Origin of the sequence: Streptomyces polygonati, from assembly GCF_042650325.1 — a bacterium.
Taxonomy (GTDB): Bacteria; Actinomycetota; Actinomycetes; order Streptomycetales; family Streptomycetaceae; genus Actinacidiphila; species Actinacidiphila polygonati.
This window is the reverse complement of the sequence record NZ_JBHSBB010000014.1, coordinates 833,301-850,883: the sequence shown is the minus strand read 5'-3', so window position 1 is coordinate 850,883 and position 17,583 is coordinate 833,301. Positions and strand designations below refer to the sequence as shown.

Genomic DNA, 17,583 nt, shown 5'->3' with positions numbered 1-17,583 from the left:
ACGCAATGCGCGGGAATCCCGTGGTAAATGAAGGCCGGGAATCCGGATGATCGGCGTTCAGGCGGAGACGGTGGGCCAGCTCATGCGAATGGTGCCGCCGGTGTCCCCCTCGATCACCTCGACGTCGTCGACCAGGCCGCTGATGACGGCGAGGCCCATCTCACCCTCGTCGTCCGCGGCCGTGTCGTCACCGGTGTCGGGGGCCGAACCGGTGGCGTTGCCGGGCACCTCGTCGACCACCTCGATGGAGAATTTCTTCTCCTCCTCGTTGAGCAGCACCCGCACCGGCTCCTGCACGCCATTGCTGCGGTGCAGGCCGACAGCCCGACTGCAGGCCTCGCCCACGGCAAGCCGCACCTCGTCGAGAGCCGCCTCGTCCACCCCCGCCCGGCGCGCCACTTGTGCCGCTACGAGCCGTGCGGTCCGCACGTGCTCGGGCTGGGCGCTGAAGAGCAGTTCTACGGTGGGCATGGCCTGGCCTCCCCCTCGGTCCTATGGGTGGGCATCACGGGGGCCCGGACGGCGACCCCGCCCGGTGCCCCTCTCGGCGAAAGGTCAGTCGGTCGCCGCGACAGCCTCGTCGACCGAGGTGTGGATGGGGAACACCTTGGTCAGACCGGTGATACGAAAAATCTTGAGGATGCGCTCCTGGTTGCACACCAGACGCAACGATCCTTCATGAGCACGCACCCGCTTGAGGCCGCCGACGAGCACACCCAGGCCGGTGGAGTCGAGGAAGTCGACCCCCTCCATGTCCACGACCAGGTGGTAACTGCCGTCGTTCACGAGCTCCACCAGCTGCTCACGCAGCTTGGGCGCGGTGTACACATCAATCTCGCCGCCGACCTCGACGATCGTTCGATCGCCGACGGTTCGGGTCGACAGGGACAGGTCCACGGATCCTCCAGCACCTTGCATCGACGCGGCTCCCCCCAGAGCCCCTCCCACCGAACGGTAGTAGGGGCCTCCCCACCGAAGGTAGGGGATGGTTGGCAGCCGCGATGGCATTCAATCACTTCGCGGTGGGCGAGCACGACGCCTTACTGCGATTGTCGGTCACACCGGTGACACACTGAGTGCCGATGGCCCAGGAACATCTTCCGCAGTCGGCGCACGGTCGCCCGTCCCCCCGGACCGCTTTGGAGCGGCTCGCCGAGGGGGCGGACCGCGCCGTACGCATCACCCATACGGAGCACGTGCCCGCGCGGGTCGGTCGCCATGCATCCTGGCCGGCGGCCATCCGGCCCGAGGTCATCGAGGCGATACGGGCGGCCGGGATCGACCACCCCTGGGAACACCAGGCCCTCGCCGCGGCCCACGCGGCCCGCGGTGAATCGGTGGTCGTCTCCACCGGCACCGCCTCCGGGAAGTCGCTGGCCTACCTCGCGCCGGTGCTCAGCGCCCTGCTGGACGGCGCGGACGCCGGTCCCCGGGGCGCGACCGCGCTCTACCTGTCGCCCACCAAGGCGCTGGCCGCCGACCAGCGGCGCGCGGTGAGCGCGCTGGCCGCCCCGCTGGGCACCGCGGTCCGCCCGGCCGTCTACGACGGCGACACGCCCTTCGAGGAGCGGGAGTGGGTCCGCCAGTACGCCACCTATGTGCTCACCAACCCCGACATGCTGCACCGGGGCATCCTTCCCGGCCACGCCCGCTGGGCCTCCTTCCTGCGCGGACTGCGCTATGTGGTGATCGACGAGTGCCACACCTACCGCGGGGTCTTCGGCTCCCACGTCGCCCAGGTGCTGCGCCGGCTGCGGCGGGTGTGCGCCCGCTACGGCGCCGACCCGGTCTTCCTGCTGGCCTCCGCGACCTCCGCCGACCCGGGCCGGGCGGCCGGGCGACTGACCGGGGTGCCGGTCGCCGAGGTCACCGAGGACACCTCGCCGCGCGGCGAACTGGCCTTCGCCCTGTGGGAGCCGCCGCTGACCGAGCTGTCCGGCGAGCACGGCGCCCCGGTCCGCCGCACCGCCACCGCGGAGGCCGCGGAACTCCTCACCGACCTCGTCCTCCAGGGCGTGCGCACCGTCGCCTTCGTCCGCTCCCGGCGCGGCGCGGAACTCATCGCCCTGATCGCCCAGGAACGCCTCGCCGCGATCGACCCCTCGCTCCCCGGCCGGGTCGCCGCCTACCGGGGCGGCTATCTCGCCGAGGAACGCCGGCGCCTCGAACGCGATCTGCACTCCGGCCGCCTGCTCGGCCTGGCCTCCACCTCCGCCCTGGAACTCGGCGTCGACATCTCCGGCCTCGACGCGGTGCTGCTGGTCGGCTACCCCGGCACCCGCGCCTCGCTGTGGCAGCAGGCGGGCCGCGCGGGACGCTCCGGCCAGGGCGCCCTCGCCGTCATGGTCGGCCGCGACGACCCGCTGGACACCTACCTCGTCCACCACCCCGAGGCGATCTTCGAGCAGCCGGTCGAGTCCACCGTCCTCGACCCGGACAACCCCTACGTGCTCGCCCCGCACCTGTGCGCCGCCGCCGCCGAGCTGCCGCTCACCGACACCGACCTCGCCCTCTTCGGCCCTGAGGCCCCCTCCCTGGTGACGCAGCTCGTCACCCGCGGGCTCCTGCGCCGCCGGGCCGGCGGCTGGTACTGGACCCGGCGGGAGCGGGCCGCCGATCTCACCGACATCCGCGGCGAGGGCGGTACGCCCATCCAGGTCGTGGAGTCCGCCACCGGGCGGCTGCTCGGCACGGTGGACGCCGGCGCGGCCCACACCACCGTCCACGACGGCGCCGTCCACCTCCACCAGGGCCGCACCTATGTCGTACGGCGGCTGGACCTGGACGACCACGTGGCCCTCGTCGAGCGGGCCGAACCGCCCTATTCCACGATGGCCCGCGACACCACGGAGATCAGCGTCCTGTCCGACGAGCTGGAGGAGCCCTGGGGCGAGGCCCGCATCCACTTCGGCTCGGTCGAGGTCACCCACCAGGTGGTGTCCTTCCTGCGCCGCCGGCTGCTGACCGGCGAGGTGCTGGGCGAGACCAAGCTCGACCTGCCGCCGCGCACCCTGCGCACCCGGGCCGTGTGGTGGACCGTGACCGACAGCCAGTTGGACGCGGCCGGCATCCACCCCGAGGAGCTGCCCGGCGCCCTGCACGCGGCAGAACACGCCTCCATCGGCCTGCTGCCCCTTTTCGCCACCTGCGACCGCTGGGACATCGGCGGCGTCTCGATACCGCTGCACGGCGACACCGGTCTGCCCACCGTCTTCGTCTACGACGGCCACCCGGGCGGTGCGGGCTTCGCCGAACGCGCCTACCGCACGGCCCGCAGCTGGCTGGCCGCCACCCGCGAGGCCATCGCCGCCTGCGAGTGCGACTTCGGCTGCCCCTCCTGTGTCCAGTCCCCCAAATGCGGCAACGGCAACGACCCCCTCGACAAGGCCGCCGCCGTCCGCCTGCTGGACTGCCTCCTCTCGGCCGCCCCGGACGACAAACCCGGTGAGGTCGGCGGCATTGGCGAAGTCGATGACACCGACGACACCGACAACATCGGCGAGGTCAGCGGTGCCGATGAGGCGTCCCGGGGTGCCAGGACCCACGGGGGCGTCGCGGCCGAGGGCACCGCCGACCCGGGAACAGGGCCCTGGGCGGCCCCGCAGGACGACCCGGACCCCGGACGCCTGGTGGACCCCGCCGGCGCGTAGGAGGTCGTCTGCGGCCCTCCCGGCGGCGAGCGACGGTCCCGCCCGCGAAGCGACCCGCGCTCCTCCGACCTCGGCCACGACATCCGCCACTTCCCCGGTCAGCCGGCAACCGCTCAGCGATGCTCCCTGGGCCGTGGCCACCCGGGCGGCGAGCCCGCAGGCCGTCTCCTCGCCGTCCAGGGCATGATCGGCGGCGGCCAGGGCCGCCAGGTCGGCCGCCCCGCCCGCGCGGTGCCGGGCGATCACCACCCGGTCCAACTGGAGCAGGGTGCCGAAGAGCGCGAGGAGCACCCCCACCAGCCCGAGCGACCACACGGTCGCCGAGCCCCGGTCCGTCCGCCGCACGGCACGGTTCCTCACGGCCCGCCACCTCCGCCCGCGCGCTCGACGGCGCTCTCGTCCAGCGCGGCCGCCTCGGCGGCCAGCGCGACCGGGAAGCGCGGCATCGGCACCGCCACCTTGACCCGCACCAGATCCCCGTCCCGGCCGACGCTCACCTCGGCGCCGGCGGGGGCGGCGGCCCGAGCCACCCGCAGCACATCCGCCGCGGTCTCGGACCGGGCCGCCGCCCGCGCCCCCGCCCGGGCCGCGTCCACGCACCGCAGCTGCGCGGCCCCCGCCATCAGGCCCCACACCAGGAACGCCGCCAACGCCACCAGCGTCGGAATCACCACCGCCGCCTCCGCCGTGACATACCCGTCCTCGCCGCGGCCGGGCGGCCCGGCCCGCTCAGAACGGCACATGGAGGGCCTTCTCGATCACCCCGGTGAGCGCGGTCCGTACCAGCCCACTCGTCACGATCTTGTAGAGCACCGCCGCGAAACCGCACGCCGCGATGGTGCCGACCGCGTACTCCGCCGTACTCATCCCGGCCTCCGCCGCCCGGCACCGCCGCACCCGCCGCGCCAAGCGGGGGGTCAGCGCCCCGCCTCCCGTCGCCCGCTTCGACGCGCCAGCCGGGCGCGTCGTGTTCACCGTGTTCGCGGTGCTCGTCGTCCTGATTGTCTTGTCGGTGCTGGTCGTCCTGGTCGTGTTCATCGTGTTCGTCATCGGGGTCCTCCCGTTGTGTCGGTTCTCCGGCTCGGCTGCCGGATCGAAGGTTCTGGTCGAGAAATGGGCAGGCCGGAACTCGGGGTGGCCTGCTGGGTGGATTGCTGCAGAGGTGCGCGATGCGAGATGCGGTCGGCCGGTCAGCTCATCGGTGCTCCCAGGACTGTCCCGGCCAGGCCCATCACCACCGGGGCCACGCCGACCAGCAGGAAGGCGGGGAGGAAGCAGACGCCCAGCGGCGCGGTGGCAAGTACCGCCGCACGCCTGGCCCTGGCCAGGGCCGAACGGGCCCGCAGAGCCCGGCAGTCGGCAGCCAGCCGGGCCATCTCCGCGACCGGAGCGCTGCCGGTGGTGGCCGCCCTCGCCAGGCAGCGGCCCATCTCCCCGGCCGCCGGCAGCCGACCGAACCGGTCCCAGCACTCCGACGGTTCCGCCCCGAGCCGCAACTCGGCCCGTGCCTGTATCAGCGCCTCCCCCAACGGCCCGCCCAGACAGCGGCCCACGGCTCCCGCCGCCTCCCCCGGCGTGGCCCCGGCCGCCAGGCAGGCAGCCATCAGGTCGGCGCACAGGGGGAGTTCGGCATCCTCACCCTCCCGGTCTCCCCCGAGCCGCTCAGCCGCCGCCTGTCGCCGCCTGAGCCACCTTCTGGCCCCGAGCCCCGCCCCGGCTCCTGCCAGGGCGCCCAGCGGCCCGCCGATCAGCACGGCGAGCCCGACCCCGGTCGCCACCACCGGGCCCCACTCCCCCAGCCGCCTTCGCAGCCGTCGGAACCGGTCCGTCGTCACCCGCGCCCGGCGCCCGGCTCCCAGGGCCTTCCGCAGCCGCCGGGCACCGCGGACCCGCCGCTGCACTTCGCCCAAGGCGAGCAGCCCCGCGGCCACGGCCGCCGAAACAGCTCCGGCTGTCCCCAGGCTGTGGACAGCCCAGCCCGCTCCGCCGTTCATGACGGCCCCCTCCCGGTCAGTACCACCACCGAGCCGCCGACCGCCTCTCCCCGGTCCTCGCGTTCCTTCGGCGTTCCCCCGCCCGGGCCGTCCTCGGCTGCTCGGATGATCCGCGCCGTCCAAGCGAGCCCCGCCCATTCCAGGGCCGCACCCGCCAGCAGGCAGGCCGTCCCGGCCGGGGTGTGCAGCAGCATCGCCGAGGGGTGCGCGCCGAGCCCCGTCCCCAGGACGAGTCCGAACAGCGGCAGCAGGGCGAGCAGTACCGCGGTCGAACGCGGGCCCGCCAGTTGGGCGCGCAGGTCCTCCCGTTGGTCCGCCTCGGCGCGCAGCGCGGCGGCCACCCGGTCCAACGCGGCGGCCAGCCCCGCGCCGCCGTCCACCGCCACTTGCCAGCAGGCGCCGACCGCAGCGAGACCGCGGGTACCTTCCTGGAGCCGAGAGGCCGCGCGCAGGGCCCGCGGGACGTCCCCGCCGAAGCGCGCGGCCGACAGCAACAGCGCGGCTGACCCGGCGAGTTCCGGCGTCCGGGCCCAGCCCGCCGACTCCACGGCATCGGCCAGCGCCGCATGCGGCGGTCGCCCGGCCCGCAGATCCCCGGCCACTCTTGAGCACAGGGCGCCCACCGCGACGGCCCCGCGCTCCGCCGCGGCCCGGTCGGAACGCCTTCTCAACGCCCGCGCTGCCAAGGGCGCGCCGATCGCACCGGCAGCCAACGGCAGCGGAGACCGGGTCACCAACCCCAGCACCAGCCCTGCCGCCACACACAGCGCGCCGGGGCGCTCGGTCGCTGATCGGCGCAGCCGCTCGGCCGGCTCCCGCAGCCGCTCGCCCACCGGTCGGCTGACCCGGTGCTCCGCCTCACCCACCAGCCGCAGAGCCCGGCGGCGAACCGACGCTCGCGGGCGCGGTGCCCGAAGGAGGAGCGCCGCGACGCACAGAGCAGCGGCCCAGCCGAGAGTCATCGGGGTGGGTCCGGGGTTCATCGCGCACCTGCCGCACACAGGTCGGTCAGCCGCTGCCAGCCGGGGCCGCGGTCGATCCGGCCCTGTCCGTCGCGGACGAGGGCGGGAACGGTGGTGACCAGCCCGTCGGATCCGCGCCGCAGGACGTGGACCTCGGCCAGGCGGCGACGCCCCGATCCGTCCCTCACCAGATGGACGACAACCGACAGAGCGGCCGCCAACTGGCTGTGCAGGGCGGCCTGGTCCAGGCCCGCGGTCGCACCGAGCGCTTCCAGCCGGGCCGGCACATCCGCCGCCGCGTTGGCGTGCACGGTCCCGCAGCCGCCCTCGTGCCCGGTGTTCAAGGCTCCCAGCAGATCCAGGACCTCGCTGCCGCGCACCTCGCCGACGACCAGTCGGTCCGGACGCATCCGCAGTGCCTGCCGCACCAGATCCCGCAAGGTGACCTCGCCGGCGCCCTCCTGGTTGGCGGGCCTGGTCTCCAGCCGCACCACATGCGGGTGGTCGGGGCGCAGTTCGGCCGAGTCCTCGGCGAGCACGATGCGCGCCGCCGGATCGACCAGTCCGAGCAGGCAGCTCAGCAGCGTCGTCTTCCCGAAACCGAGACCGGGGCACATCTGAGTGTCATGCTGGGGGCATGAGCCCAACTCTCCGGTCCGCGATTGGTGTTGCCGCAGGCGTCCCGACCCGCGCGGTCATCTACGTCCGGATCTCGCAGGACCGGACCGGCGCAGGCCTCGGCGTCGAGCGGCAGCGCGAGGACTGCGAGGCCCTCGCCGTCCGGAACGGCTGGGAAGTCGTCGAGGTGTACGTCGACAACGACATCTCCGCCTTCAGCGGGAAGAAGCGCCCGCGGTACCGGCAGATGCTCGCCGACCTCGACGCGGGCACCGCCACCATCGTCATCTCCTGGCACACCGACCGGCTCCACCGCTCGCCGACCGAGCTGGAGGAGTACATCGCCCTGTCCGAGAAGCGGGGCGTGGCGACCCATACCTGCCAGGCCGGGATCATCGACCTGTCCACGCCGTCCGGCCGGATGACCGCTCGCATCCTCGGCGCGGTCGCCCGCCAGGAGTCGGAGCACAAGGGCGAGCGCGTCGCCCGCGCCCGGCTCCAGAAGGCCCAGGCCGGCGAGTGGGCCGGCGGCATCCGCCCGTTCGGCTGGGGCCTGCCCACCGGGGAGACCCGGAAGCTCACCGACGCCGAGAGCGGCGAAGAGTACGAGGTGCCGATCCTCGACTACGACAAGGCCGTCCCCGACGAGGCCGCCCTGGTGCTCCAGTCCAGCGAGGACATCGTCGCGGGCAAGTCACTGCGCGGCTGGGTGCAGCTGCTCGCCGACAAGGGCGTGCTCTCCACGATGGGCAACCCGATCGGCGCGATCGAGTGGCGGGACATCCTCCTGCGGCCCCGGAACGCGGGCATCGCCGTCTACAAGGGCCAGGAGATCGGCGAGGGCAAGTGGGACAGGATCGTGCCCGTCCCGACGTTCCGGGCGGCGGTGGTGGTCCTCAACGACCCAGCGAGGCGGACGACCCCAGGCAACCAGCCGCGCTGGCTGGGCAGCCTGCTCTACCAGTGCGGCAAGGAGGGCTGCCTCTGCCCCGGGCCGATGAAGGTCTCCGGCACCGGCAACAGGGACCACCGGCCGGCGTACCGGTGCCAGCTCGGGCAGGTCACCCGAAGGGCTGACGTCCTGGACGCCTTCGTCCGTGACGTGGTCCTGGAGCGGCTGTCCCGGCCGGATGCGGCGGGGCTGCTGCTGCCCCTGGCCGACGAGACCGCGGTCGCGGAGTTGCAGCGGCAGCATGTGCTGCTGCGGCAGCGGCTCACTGATCTCGCCGCGGAGTTCGGCGCCGGCCGGGTCGACGCGTCGCAGCTCGCCACGGGCTCCGACGTGATCAACGCCCAGTTGCGGACGACCCTCGCGAAGCTGGCCGCCGCCGCGTCCAGGGACCCGCTGGTGGACCTGGTGGGCGCGGCCGACCCGTGGGCAGCCTGGGAGGGCATGGAGCTGGAGCAGCGCCGCAACGTGCTGCGCTCCCTGGTCACCGTGCGGGTCAGGCCCGGCCGCAAGGGCCGCATGCCCGACGGGTCGTACCAGGATCTGGAGAGCATCGACTTCGAGTGGAAGCGGTAAGCATCTTTATTTTTTATCCCTGAATTCCAAAGTTTCAATCCGCTCACCCCGAGCCGCCCGCATTGTGTCAATACGCCCAAGCAGATAATGATACTCGCGTTCCAGCTCAATCTTCTCGGTATCAAATTGATGAAACATTGCTTTGGCCATTTGCTCAGACCGATGCGCATCCTCGACCTGACGGCGGGCAGCTTTTAGCATTTGATTTGCACTATTTAGACTGCTGCCGACCTCAAGGATCCGTCGCTCGATAGCCTTAGCTTCCGCTTCTAGTTCAGATTCATTCGGGGGCGCCAGTAGCGCAGGATCGCTGTCTGGCCGGAAGGCGGAGGACAACAACCACTCAACGGTGACGTCGAGCGCTCGGGCGATAAGCTTGCCGTCAGCCATCCGCAGGGCCCGCGTGCCGTTCTCCAGGCGAATGATGTCGTCTTCCACAAGGCTTCCACCCTGTTCGACAACGCGCTTGGCCAGCTCTCCAGCAGATACACCCTTCAGTTTGCGATATCTATGCATTTGTTGCACGAACAAATTCTCGGCCATACGCCCCGAGTGGGCTGGATCAAAATCCTCCGGACTCAAAAGCCCTGGGATTGGCTTAAATTCGAAAGTTGACCCCCGATCATTCTCCGAACTCCCCCGCCTGACAGGGGGAAGTGTTCCTGGAATTCTCTTATCATCTTCCTCGAAGAGATATACCTGGTCGTCAAGGCCAGCAATTCCGCCACCTGCCTCAATATTAGTCCGGCGGCGTAGTGAGGAATCCAAGATTTGCCTAGCGTTGCCTTCCGCCCACCCCAGCGACCTCTCGATGGGCGCAAGGGACCCGGGCCAGCGGGACGGCACTCGACCTTCCTCTGTGATCTGGATGCTCTTCTCGGAGACCCCGGAAACCTCAGCCATTTTTCGCCGACTCCATCCCCGAGCCTCCCGGGCAGCCCTGATCCGGCGGCCTAGGTTCACCCAGTCCTCGGGCGAGAACTCCGTGCCTGCCGACGCCATGGCAACTCCTGTCAATGATTGGCAACGTTCCCCCAACCATAGGGACGGGGTGCCTGGCAGGCAATGACCTGGCTTCGGCTGGTCGCATCTGACTCAAATCTGGCTACCTTTGGTAGTTACCGATGAGTATTGCTTGGCCATTGCCAGATGATGCCATAGCCTCTGGTCATGAAGACGAACGGACCTCTGATCCGGCGTCGTCGGGTAGCACTCGGCCACGGCATGAACCGCTTCGCGGAGATCGCCGGAATCAGCGGCCCGGCCTTGAGTCGGATCGAGAACGGCCAGCGCAACCCGAGGCCGGAAACGCTCAAGAAGATCACTGACGCGCTCGGCTGCCAGATCACAGACGTGGCAGCCGACGCAGACGGCGATGCCGGGGTTGCAGCCCCGGCATCTGTCGAGCGCACCACCGCACCTACCGCTAAGTAACGGGACGGAACACGCTCATGTCCAATCTTCCCACGGCGCAGCCAGCGCCGCTCAGCCCTACACCGCAGCAGGTCGCCGACGCCGCCGAGATCACCCGCATCGTGATGGAGTCCGCCGACCCGGCGGCCACTGCGGCCCGGGTGCTCGACCTGATCGCGGCCGAGAAGAACCAGCCCCTCGTCGGTCACGCCGCGATGAGGTGCGGCGTCCTCGCCTGGTGCGTCCAGACCGGCGACCACGAATGGCACGAGTCCGCCCACGTCCAGGTCGCCCAGGAGTGCGGCTACGAGAGCAGCGGGCACGACCACGCCGCCAATCCGTACATCGACGTCAAGCTGATCGCCGAGGACGACCGAGAGACCGGCGTGCGAGGCGCGGGCGCCACCGTGGCTCTCGGCGACTGCGACCTGACCGCTGACGGCCTGCGGCGCGAGGCCGCCAAGATCCTCGCTGCAGTCCCCCGCCTGCTGGCCATGGCCGCCATGCTCGATGGGAAGCCCGCGTACGTCCCGCCGACCACCTGGATCGACGCGGCCGAAGTGCGCACGGCCGGCGCGAACGGTCCGGTGTTCTCCGCGTACCTGCACACCCCGACCGAGCACGAGACGGGTACGGCGGACAACGCGACCAGCCTGGTCGTCGTCCCTGGGGCGACCATGGACGCGGAACTCGACGTGGACGGCGGGCGGGACCTGCGCGAGCAGCTGGTGACGTTCCTCCCCCGCCTGGACGCGATGATCGCTGTCCTCGCCGCGAAGGCGCGGGTGAGCGCGTGACGGCCGCCACTGCGACCCAGGCGCGTCGCGGTCCGTCCACCTGCCGCCCGGCCCGGCCCGGCGGCGCCGCGTACTGGGAACGTGTCGAGGCCATCGTTGACCAGGCCCCGCCGCTCACGGACGAGCAGCGCCTCGCCATCCGCCTCGCCATCTGGGGCGGCGTCACGCGGAAGGCTGCCGCCTGATGGCCACCGCCGACGGCGCCGCATCGATCCGGCCCGGCGGCCCGCTCCTGCGTGGCGTGGTCACCATGCGGCTGCCCAATGACCACGGCAGCGTCACCACCCCGCAGCCCACCATGGAATACGGCGGCCTGCCGTACTGCCCGGTCGGCTCCATCGTCCGCATCGACATCGGCGACGCTCAGCGCTGCCTCTCCTGGGACGCCGACAAGGTGGCCGGCGCAGTCCGCGACGCCGCCGAGGTCGAGATCACCGGCACCGACTGGCAAGGCGTCGCCGAGATGCGCACCGAACTCGCCGCCGCCCTCGACCGCCTCCAGCGGCGCCGCCCCGGATAGGGCCCGCGAACGCGCGGGGCCCGGTACGCCACCCGGCGCCGGGCCCCGCGCGCACCACGAACCATCACCGGCGCGGACAGAAAAGAGCCACCGTTCGTGAAAAGCACCACCGCGGGGAAGCTCTCCCTCTTCACCATCGGCGAAGAGCGCGCCGAGAGCCCCACACCGACCGCCGGGCCCGAGCCCGAGCGCACCCCGCTGGGCATCCTGGCCGCCACCGCGCGCCTCGTCGCCACCACCAGTCCGGACCGGCTCGACCGGCAGCAGCGCCCGCTCGTGCTGCTCGTCATCGACTGCCCGTTCTGCGAGCACCGCCACGTCCACCCAGCCGGACACGCCGACCGGCCCCGGCTGTGCCCGCGCCGCTCCCGCTGCGTCGGCCGGCCCGGCGGGACGTACTACTTCCCCGAGGTGCAGCGGTGACGGACACCTCACCCGGCGCACCGCCGGTACGAGTCCGGAAGATCGCCGAGGCGCAGAAGTACGCCGTCCGCGGCTGGCGGGTTCTGCCCCTGCACCACATCGCCAACGAGCGCTGCACCTGCGGCAACCCGAAGGAGATCGCCGATCACGACTACCGCCAGGGCGGCAAGCACCCCGTGCACGCCAGTTGGCAGAAGGACGCCACCACCGACTGGGCGCAGGTGGCCAGCTGGTGGCAGAAGCGCCCCGAGGCGAACGTCGGCATCGCCACCGGAGAAGCCTCCGGGATCTTCGTCCTCGACGTCGACCCGGACAGCGGCGGCCTGGACAGCCTGACCGAGCTGGAGAACGAGCATGGTCCCATGCCCGCGACGTGGCGGGTGGAGACCGGCTCCGGCGGCATCCACTTCTACTTCGCCTGGCCCGGCTTCAACCCCCGCAACTCCGCCGGGAAGCTCGGCGCGGGCCTCGATGTCCGGGCAGACGGCGGCCAGGTCGTGGCGCCCCCTTCGGTGTCCGCCAAGGGCCCATACACCGTGCGGGACGACACGCCCCCCGCACCGGCGCCACCCTGGCTGGTTGACATGCTCCGGCCGCCCCCGGCCGCCGCACCGCGTCCGGCCGGTTCCTTCACTCCCGCGGCCGGTAACCAGGACGCGTACACCCGCAAGGCTGTCCAGGCCGAGTGCGACGCGATCGTCGGCGCGCTCGACGGCATGCAGAACGACACGATCAACCGGGCCGCGTTCAACCTCGGCACCCTTGTAGGTGCCGGCGCGCTCAGCGAGAGCGAGGCCCGCGAGACGCTGCTCTCCGCGGCGATCGCCGGGAACCACCCGGAAGGGCGTGCCCGCCCGACGATCGAGTCCGGGCTGCGCAAGGGCATCATGCAGCCGCGGCACCCCTGGCCCCCGGTGAGCCGACGCGACGAGGCGGCCGAGCTGCGGGCGCCCATCGTCCCGGACGACGCTCCGCCCGTCGACTGGAGCGATATCGGCCAGCCCGCCGACGCGACAAGCGAGCAGCATCCAGACTGGTCGTCCGGCATCCACGCCGAGGACAGGCTGGGATGGGACGAACCCGTCCCCCTTGCGCCACCGGCACCGCTGCCGCTCGATTCTGCGCGGCTGCGCGGCATCGGGGTCATGGCGCAGGCGGTATCGACCAGTCTCCAGGTCCCCGTCGATCTCCCGGCCTGGCTCGGGATGTCGACTGCGTCCACAGCGATCGGCGGCCGGCGAGCGGTCAGCCCGAAGCCTGACTGGACTGAGCCGGTCACCCTGTACACGATGCCTGTCGCCGCCCCGGGAGAGATGAAGTCGCCAGCCCTGAGCCTCATGGGCAAGCCGATCTACGCAGAGGAGAAGCGGCGCCGAGAGGCCGACAAGGTCGCCGTGGTCAAGGACCGGCGAAACCGGAAGATGGTGGAGTCCGCCGTCACGGAAGCCGAGAACCGCGTGATCAAGGCGAGGGATTCATCCGCCCGCGCCAAGGCCAAGCAGGACCTGGACGCCGTCTACTCGGAACTGGAGGAGCTCGGCGACCCTCTGGTGCACACACAGCTAGTGGCCGACGACACTACAGCCGAGGCGGCCGTCGAGCTCATCGCGCAACAGGGCGAACGCCTCGCGGTGCTGTCCACCGAGGGGTCCTTCCTCGGAAACGTCGGAGGCCGCTACTCCAAGCAAGCCAACCCCGAGATCGTCCTGAAGGCATGGAGCCACGAGACGCACTCGGTCAACCGTAAGAGCGGCCCGCCCATACTTCTCGAACGCCCGAACCTTAGCCTCGGCCTGGCCGTCCAGCCCGGCTTCCTGACTGGTATGGGAGAGACCGGCGACGTCTTCGAGGCCCGCGGACTCATGGCCCGGTTCATCTTCGCCATGCCGACCAGCCGCGTCGGCGACCGGTCCTACGACAGCGAGCCCATCCCGCTAGAGGTGAGCGCCGCCTACAACCACGCCATCATCCGCATGATGCAGGCCATCCACGATGACCCCGAGTACCGAGTGATGAGCCTGGACCCGGCGGCGCAGGCCCTATTCCGCGCCTTCTGGGAGGCCCTGGAGCCACGGCACAAGGCACATGGCGACCTTGCCGCAGTCGAGGGCTGGGCGAAGAAGCTGCCGGGGCAGGTGCTGCGGATTGCCGCAGTCCTGGCGCTGTTCGAGGAGCCGACGACGCTGATCGTGAGCGGCGGGGTGATGGACGACGCGATCTCCCTCGTCCCGTACCTCATTCAGCACGCACGCCTGGTCGCTGACCTGATGTCGGAGGAACGACAGTCCAAGCTCGGCCCTGCTCGCGCTGTCCTGGACTGGGTACGCCGAGCCGACCAGCGCGGCCGGTTCGCGGCGAAGGATGTCGAGAAGGCTGTGCGGGGCCAGAAGTGGTGTACGGCGATGGACGACGTGGACGCGGCGCTCGGTGTGTTGGAGCACGCGGGGTGGGTCCGCAGGATCGACCCGCCGCCGAGGCCGGAAGGTGCCCGAGGAAGGCCGCCGAAGGCCCGTTTCGTCGCACACCCCGAGGCGTTCAGGGCGAAGAGCAGTTGACTTCTTTCCATTAATTCCATGTCTCGGAGGGCGCCCAGAACCGCCGTTGATTACTTACAGGTCTCATAAAAAGCCATTTCTAGACTAATTATTACTCTCTGTAATTAAATGAAGGAGTGATCATGCACGGTCCGTGGACGGAGGCTGGAGCGAACGCACTCCTCTGCCCCGCACGGCATGGAAAAAAGGGAAACAACCCGCCCCGCTGCTCCGAGAGGAACCCTTCGTGATCGAGTACGTAGCCCGCTCTGGGCCGCCCGAGGCCATGAACTGCCCCGCCTTCATCTGCGACACCTGCCGCAACCAGGTCGTCGCCGAAGGGATCGTCACCTGGGCCACCACAATCGGCCGCGACGGCGACCGGGGCCCACACCAGCAGACGCCCGTCTACGTCGCCCACAAGGGCCGCTGCGGCCGTGGCCTGGAGCTGTGGATCGAGCAGCACTACCCGGCGGCGGACGGCTGGATAGACCTCTGGGACGACCTGGAGGACTTCGTCTGCCAGCTCACCCACAACCTCACCAACGCCTTCGCCGACGACACCGAAGGCACCTACCACCCGCACCGCCTCGTGCACCCGAAGGAGCGCCGATGACCAAGCAGCTCACCACCCAGAACGCCACCATCACCACCGCGAGCGTCGAGGTGAAGACCCTCACCATCAGCGGCAAGCAAGTCACCCTCGCCGTCTTCCGCCAGCTCCGCGAAGAAAACGTGCTGCACCCGCTCAACGCCACAGTCGACGGGGACCTATGGGGCACCGTGAACTACCACCCCGACCGCTGCGCCGATGCGCCCGAGCACCTGCACGTCGTCTGGCAGAAAGGCAGCGAACTCCGGCGGGCACACATCCCAGCCCCCAGCCACGCAGCCTTCCGGCACCTGTACGCAGGTCTTCACGTCGAAGCACTCATTGCAGACGGTCTCGGGCCCGGCGACATCCGTACCAAGGCCGGACCCCAGTGCATCCAGGTAGTGGGCAACAACCGCCCAGGCACAACGGGCTTCGCTCGCTTCACCCACCGCGGCGTGCACTTCCACGGCCCCGTCCGCAGCGAGTTCATCGATGCCTACTACCGCAGGGAGAAACTCCCCACGGATGAATTGTGGGGACGGATCCGCCATGTTGCGGGCCCCGAGGCGACGGCGGAGACCATCGCCGACAAGCTTCCGGCCTTTGCCTACACCGAGGCGTGGAGGCAACTCCGCGCCCTGCCCCAGCTGTTCATCGCAGTCTGATCGCCGGCCCCGTCCGAACCGGGGCCGGCAGCCACCAGCATCACATCGAACGGAGCCCGACATGCCGCTGCCCGACGCCTGCGATCTCGAACTCAGCCCCGGCGACTTCTGCAACCAGCCCGTCACCCACATCGCCCTGTCCGCCACGGCCCCGGAGATGTGGCTCGGCCGCGAGGACGCCAACGCCTGCCTCGCCGGCTTCTGCTCCCCCGAGCACGCCAACGCCGAGCCCCGCCCCACGCTCGCCGCCGCCAAGCACGCCCACGCCACGGTCGCCGACATGTGCGACGAACAGCCCGTACTCGACGCCTGGCAGCGCGCCATCGTCGCCTACCCGGCGCCGGTCGAGCTGCACGAGAACGCCCCAGCGAACTGACGGCGCCGGCCCGGCCGTCACCGCGGCGGCCGGGCCCGCGTAGCTACACCCACGAACGGAGACCCAGGTGCCCTCGCGCATCTACCGCAACCTCATCCCCGGCGAGCAGTGCATCCATGTCGAGCTGACCGCCCACGACATCCTCGACATCCTCGACGACGACCTGCGCGCCCCGCGCTTCGCCGCCGGCCGCCAGCTGCTGCGGATCCTCAACGAGACCGCGGACGTCTTCGGCGTGGCCGCCACCGGCACGGCGCCGGGAGGCTGCCCCGGTCATGAGGACTGCCCCCGCTGCGACGTGACGGACCCGTGCCCGTGCTGCGGGCTCCACTACGTCGGCGCGGGCCGCTGGGCTCCGGCACTGAAGCTGTGCGGTGCGCAGCACATTCGCTGGCCCGAGACCGTGTGCACCGAGCAGGCAGGGCACGGTGCGGGGGCGCCTCACGCCGGACCGATCGTGGCCGACGGACGGCGGATCGACGGCGGGGTGGCCTGGGGCGGCCCGGTCGCACCCACACCGGACCGGACAGAAACCGGTACGACAATCCACAACCCGCAGGTCAGCCATCCCGGATCTGTGGACAACCCGGCGGACACCGAGAAGGCGGAGGCATGACCGACGACTTCCTGCCGCTGATCCGCGGCATCTGCGCCCGGCTCGGCATCGAGACCCCCATCGTCACCGACGCGTTCGGCCTGCCCACCGCCCTCATCGACCGGGTGGGTATGGAGAAGATCCGCGACACCGCCCGCGCGACGGGCTTCCCCGACCTCGCCGACGGGATCCAGCAGATGCTCGACAAGGGGGGCCGCCAGTGAACCAGTGCGAGCTGTGCTCTGCGGAGATCGAGGGGTACCTGCTGTGCTCCGGGTGCGCACGGGCGACGCTGGAGCGGCTGCACGACATGCCGAGCCTGTACCGGGCGCTGGCGATGCTGCTCCCGCCGGCCAGCCGCGCGCAGGGCCACGGCGGCACGCACTCGGCTGAGGCCCCGATGCCCATAGCCGAGTCGGTGCTGACGATGCGCGGTCCCGGCGGGATCGTCGGTGTGCTGGAGGACTGGTACGCCGCACTGGCGGAAGACCTGGAGGACCGGCGCGGCCTGCCGACCGCTGGCCGGCCGGTGGCCCTGGGCAGCATCGAGTCGCGGATCAGCTTCGCCGTGGGGAAGCTGGTGGCCAATCTGGAGTTCATCGCGGCGTCCTGGCCGGCGGCCGGGGAGTTCGCCCGGGGGATCCGGGACCTGGAGCGCGATGTGCTGACGATGATCAGCCCGCCGGAGCGGCCCGCGGTGCGGATGGGCAAGTGCCCTGCGACGCCCGGTGGCGTGCTCTGCGGCGCGATGCTGAGCCTCTCCGCGGGGGAGACGGTCCTACGCTGCGCTTGGTGCCGAGCCACCTATCCGACGGGCACCTGGGCGGCGCTCCGGCAGGAACAGCGGGCGGTCAGGCGGTCGGAGGTGGAAGACGATGCAGCGCGAAGCCCTGCTATCACACCCTCTGTGTGATAC

The 17,583-nt window shown here is 71.1% G+C and carries 21 protein-coding genes and 3 pseudogenes; 14 read left to right on the top strand and 10 right to left on the bottom strand.

Annotation, left to right across the window (positions count from 1 at the left end; translation table 11 throughout):
* Positions 1 to 57: 57 nt before the first annotated feature.
* Both ACFO3J_RS24375 and bldG read right to left on the bottom strand, forming a co-directional pair.
* On the bottom strand, positions 58 to 471 hold the full coding sequence (locus ACFO3J_RS24375) for an ATP-binding protein (protein ID WP_386432949.1): 414 nt from the start codon (positions 469 to 471) through the stop codon (positions 58 to 60).
* Between the two features lie 84 nt (positions 472 to 555).
* Complete coding sequence (bldG, locus tag ACFO3J_RS24370; protein WP_031520166.1) at positions 556 to 897, bottom strand: anti-sigma factor antagonist BldG; 342 nt, start codon at positions 895 to 897, stop codon at positions 556 to 558.
* Between the two features lie 185 nt (positions 898 to 1,082).
* Here bldG and ACFO3J_RS24365 point away from each other — a divergent pair, with 185 nt between their 5' ends.
* Positions 1,083 to 3,650 (top strand): DEAD/DEAH box helicase, encoded by a 2,568-nt coding sequence (locus tag ACFO3J_RS24365; RefSeq protein ID WP_386432946.1) that lies wholly within the window; start codon positions 1,083 to 1,085, stop codon positions 3,648 to 3,650.
* Positions 3,651 to 3,722: 72 nt separating this feature from the next.
* On the opposite strand, the pseudogene ACFO3J_RS24360 reads toward ACFO3J_RS24365, so the two are convergent.
* The 6 genes and pseudogenes from ACFO3J_RS24360 to ACFO3J_RS24335 form a co-directional block, all read right to left on the bottom strand.
* A pseudogene (locus tag ACFO3J_RS24360) lies at positions 3,723 to 3,941 on the bottom strand (Rv3654c family TadE-like protein); the annotation flags it as partial.
* A 65-nt stretch (positions 3,942 to 4,006) separates the two neighbouring features.
* Positions 4,007 to 4,393 (bottom strand): TadE family type IV pilus minor pilin, encoded by a 387-nt coding sequence (locus ACFO3J_RS24355; RefSeq protein ID WP_386432944.1) that lies wholly within the window; start codon positions 4,391 to 4,393, stop codon positions 4,007 to 4,009.
* Complete coding sequence (locus tag ACFO3J_RS24350; protein ID WP_386433087.1) at positions 4,380 to 4,571, bottom strand: DUF4244 domain-containing protein; 192 nt, start codon at positions 4,569 to 4,571, stop codon at positions 4,380 to 4,382. Before ACFO3J_RS24350 ends, ACFO3J_RS24355 begins: the two co-directional genes overlap by 14 nt.
* A gap of 269 nt (positions 4,572 to 4,840) precedes the next feature.
* The gene (locus ACFO3J_RS24345) at positions 4,841 to 5,644 is read right to left on the bottom strand and encodes a type II secretion system F family protein (RefSeq protein WP_386432941.1); all 804 of its coding nucleotides are present in this window, start codon (positions 5,642 to 5,644) and stop codon (positions 4,841 to 4,843) included.
* Complete coding sequence (locus tag ACFO3J_RS24340) at positions 5,641 to 6,510, bottom strand: type II secretion system F family protein (protein WP_386432938.1); 870 nt, start codon at positions 6,508 to 6,510, stop codon at positions 5,641 to 5,643. Before ACFO3J_RS24340 ends, ACFO3J_RS24345 begins: the two co-directional genes overlap by 4 nt.
* Positions 6,511 to 6,623: 113 nt before the next feature.
* Positions 6,624 to 7,214: pseudogene (locus ACFO3J_RS24335) on the bottom strand (CpaF family protein); the annotation flags it as partial.
* Positions 7,215 to 7,243: 29 nt separating this feature from the next.
* Between ACFO3J_RS24335 and ACFO3J_RS24330 the strand changes: the two are divergent.
* Positions 7,244 to 8,749: a recombinase family protein gene (locus tag ACFO3J_RS24330; protein ID WP_386432935.1), complete on the top strand. Its 1,506-nt coding sequence runs from the start codon at positions 7,244 to 7,246 to the stop codon at positions 8,747 to 8,749.
* Between the two features lie 6 nt (positions 8,750 to 8,755).
* On the opposite strand, the gene ACFO3J_RS24325 is transcribed toward ACFO3J_RS24330, so the two are convergent.
* Entirely contained in the window at positions 8,756 to 9,292 is a 537-nt protein-coding gene (locus tag ACFO3J_RS24325; RefSeq protein WP_386433096.1) for a helix-turn-helix domain-containing protein, read from the bottom strand.
* Positions 9,293 to 9,595: 303 nt separating this feature from the next.
* A pseudogene (locus tag ACFO3J_RS24320) lies at positions 9,596 to 9,751 on the bottom strand (helix-turn-helix domain-containing protein); the annotation flags it as partial.
* A 168-nt stretch (positions 9,752 to 9,919) separates the two neighbouring features.
* On the opposite strand from ACFO3J_RS24320, the gene ACFO3J_RS24315 reads away from it, so the two are divergent.
* The 12 genes from ACFO3J_RS24315 to ACFO3J_RS24260 all read left to right on the top strand — a co-directional run bounded on the left by ACFO3J_RS24315 (position 9,920) and on the right by ACFO3J_RS24260 (position 17,580).
* Positions 9,920 to 10,183 (top strand): helix-turn-helix domain-containing protein, encoded by a 264-nt coding sequence (locus ACFO3J_RS24315; protein WP_386432932.1) that lies wholly within the window; start codon positions 9,920 to 9,922, stop codon positions 10,181 to 10,183.
* Positions 10,184 to 10,200: 17 nt separating this feature from the next.
* Positions 10,201 to 10,959, top strand: a complete 759-nt coding sequence (locus ACFO3J_RS24310) for a hypothetical protein (RefSeq protein WP_386432929.1) — start codon at positions 10,201 to 10,203, stop codon at positions 10,957 to 10,959.
* Positions 10,956 to 11,144: a hypothetical protein gene (locus ACFO3J_RS24305; RefSeq protein ID WP_386432926.1), complete on the top strand. Its 189-nt coding sequence runs from the start codon at positions 10,956 to 10,958 to the stop codon at positions 11,142 to 11,144. Before ACFO3J_RS24310 ends, ACFO3J_RS24305 begins: the two co-directional genes overlap by 4 nt.
* Positions 11,144 to 11,479 carry a hypothetical protein gene (locus tag ACFO3J_RS24300; protein ID WP_386432923.1) on the top strand — a complete coding sequence of 112 codons (336 nt, stop codon included), beginning with the start codon at positions 11,144 to 11,146 and terminating at the stop codon, positions 11,477 to 11,479. The genes ACFO3J_RS24305 and ACFO3J_RS24300 overlap by 1 nt, the downstream gene beginning before the upstream one ends.
* 96 nt (positions 11,480 to 11,575) lie before the next feature.
* Positions 11,576 to 11,902 carry a hypothetical protein gene (locus tag ACFO3J_RS24295; protein ID WP_386432920.1) on the top strand — a complete coding sequence of 109 codons (327 nt, stop codon included), beginning with the start codon at positions 11,576 to 11,578 and terminating at the stop codon, positions 11,900 to 11,902.
* Entirely contained in the window at positions 11,899 to 14,457 is a 2,559-nt protein-coding gene (locus ACFO3J_RS24290; protein WP_386432917.1) for a DUF3987 domain-containing protein, read from the top strand. Before ACFO3J_RS24295 ends, ACFO3J_RS24290 begins: the two co-directional genes overlap by 4 nt.
* Positions 14,458 to 14,683: 226 nt before the next feature.
* Positions 14,684 to 15,052 (top strand): hypothetical protein, encoded by a 369-nt coding sequence (locus tag ACFO3J_RS24285; RefSeq protein WP_386432914.1) that lies wholly within the window; start codon positions 14,684 to 14,686, stop codon positions 15,050 to 15,052.
* A complete protein-coding gene (locus tag ACFO3J_RS24280; RefSeq protein WP_386432911.1) occupies positions 15,049 to 15,696 on the top strand; it encodes a hypothetical protein in 648 nt (215 codons plus the stop codon). Before ACFO3J_RS24285 ends, ACFO3J_RS24280 begins: the two co-directional genes overlap by 4 nt.
* 61 nt (positions 15,697 to 15,757) lie before the next feature.
* A complete protein-coding gene (locus tag ACFO3J_RS24275) occupies positions 15,758 to 16,072 on the top strand; it encodes a hypothetical protein (RefSeq protein WP_386432908.1) in 315 nt (104 codons plus the stop codon).
* A gap of 67 nt (positions 16,073 to 16,139) precedes the next feature.
* Entirely contained in the window at positions 16,140 to 16,688 is a 549-nt protein-coding gene (locus tag ACFO3J_RS24270) for a hypothetical protein (protein WP_386432905.1), read from the top strand.
* Positions 16,685 to 16,891, top strand: coding sequence for a hypothetical protein (locus tag ACFO3J_RS24265; protein WP_386432903.1), 207 nt, complete (start codon positions 16,685 to 16,687; stop codon positions 16,889 to 16,891). Before ACFO3J_RS24270 ends, ACFO3J_RS24265 begins: the two co-directional genes overlap by 4 nt.
* Complete coding sequence (locus ACFO3J_RS24260) at positions 16,888 to 17,580, top strand: hypothetical protein (RefSeq protein WP_386432900.1); 693 nt, start codon at positions 16,888 to 16,890, stop codon at positions 17,578 to 17,580. The genes ACFO3J_RS24265 and ACFO3J_RS24260 overlap by 4 nt, the downstream gene beginning before the upstream one ends.
* Positions 17,581 to 17,583 lie beyond the last annotated feature (3 nt).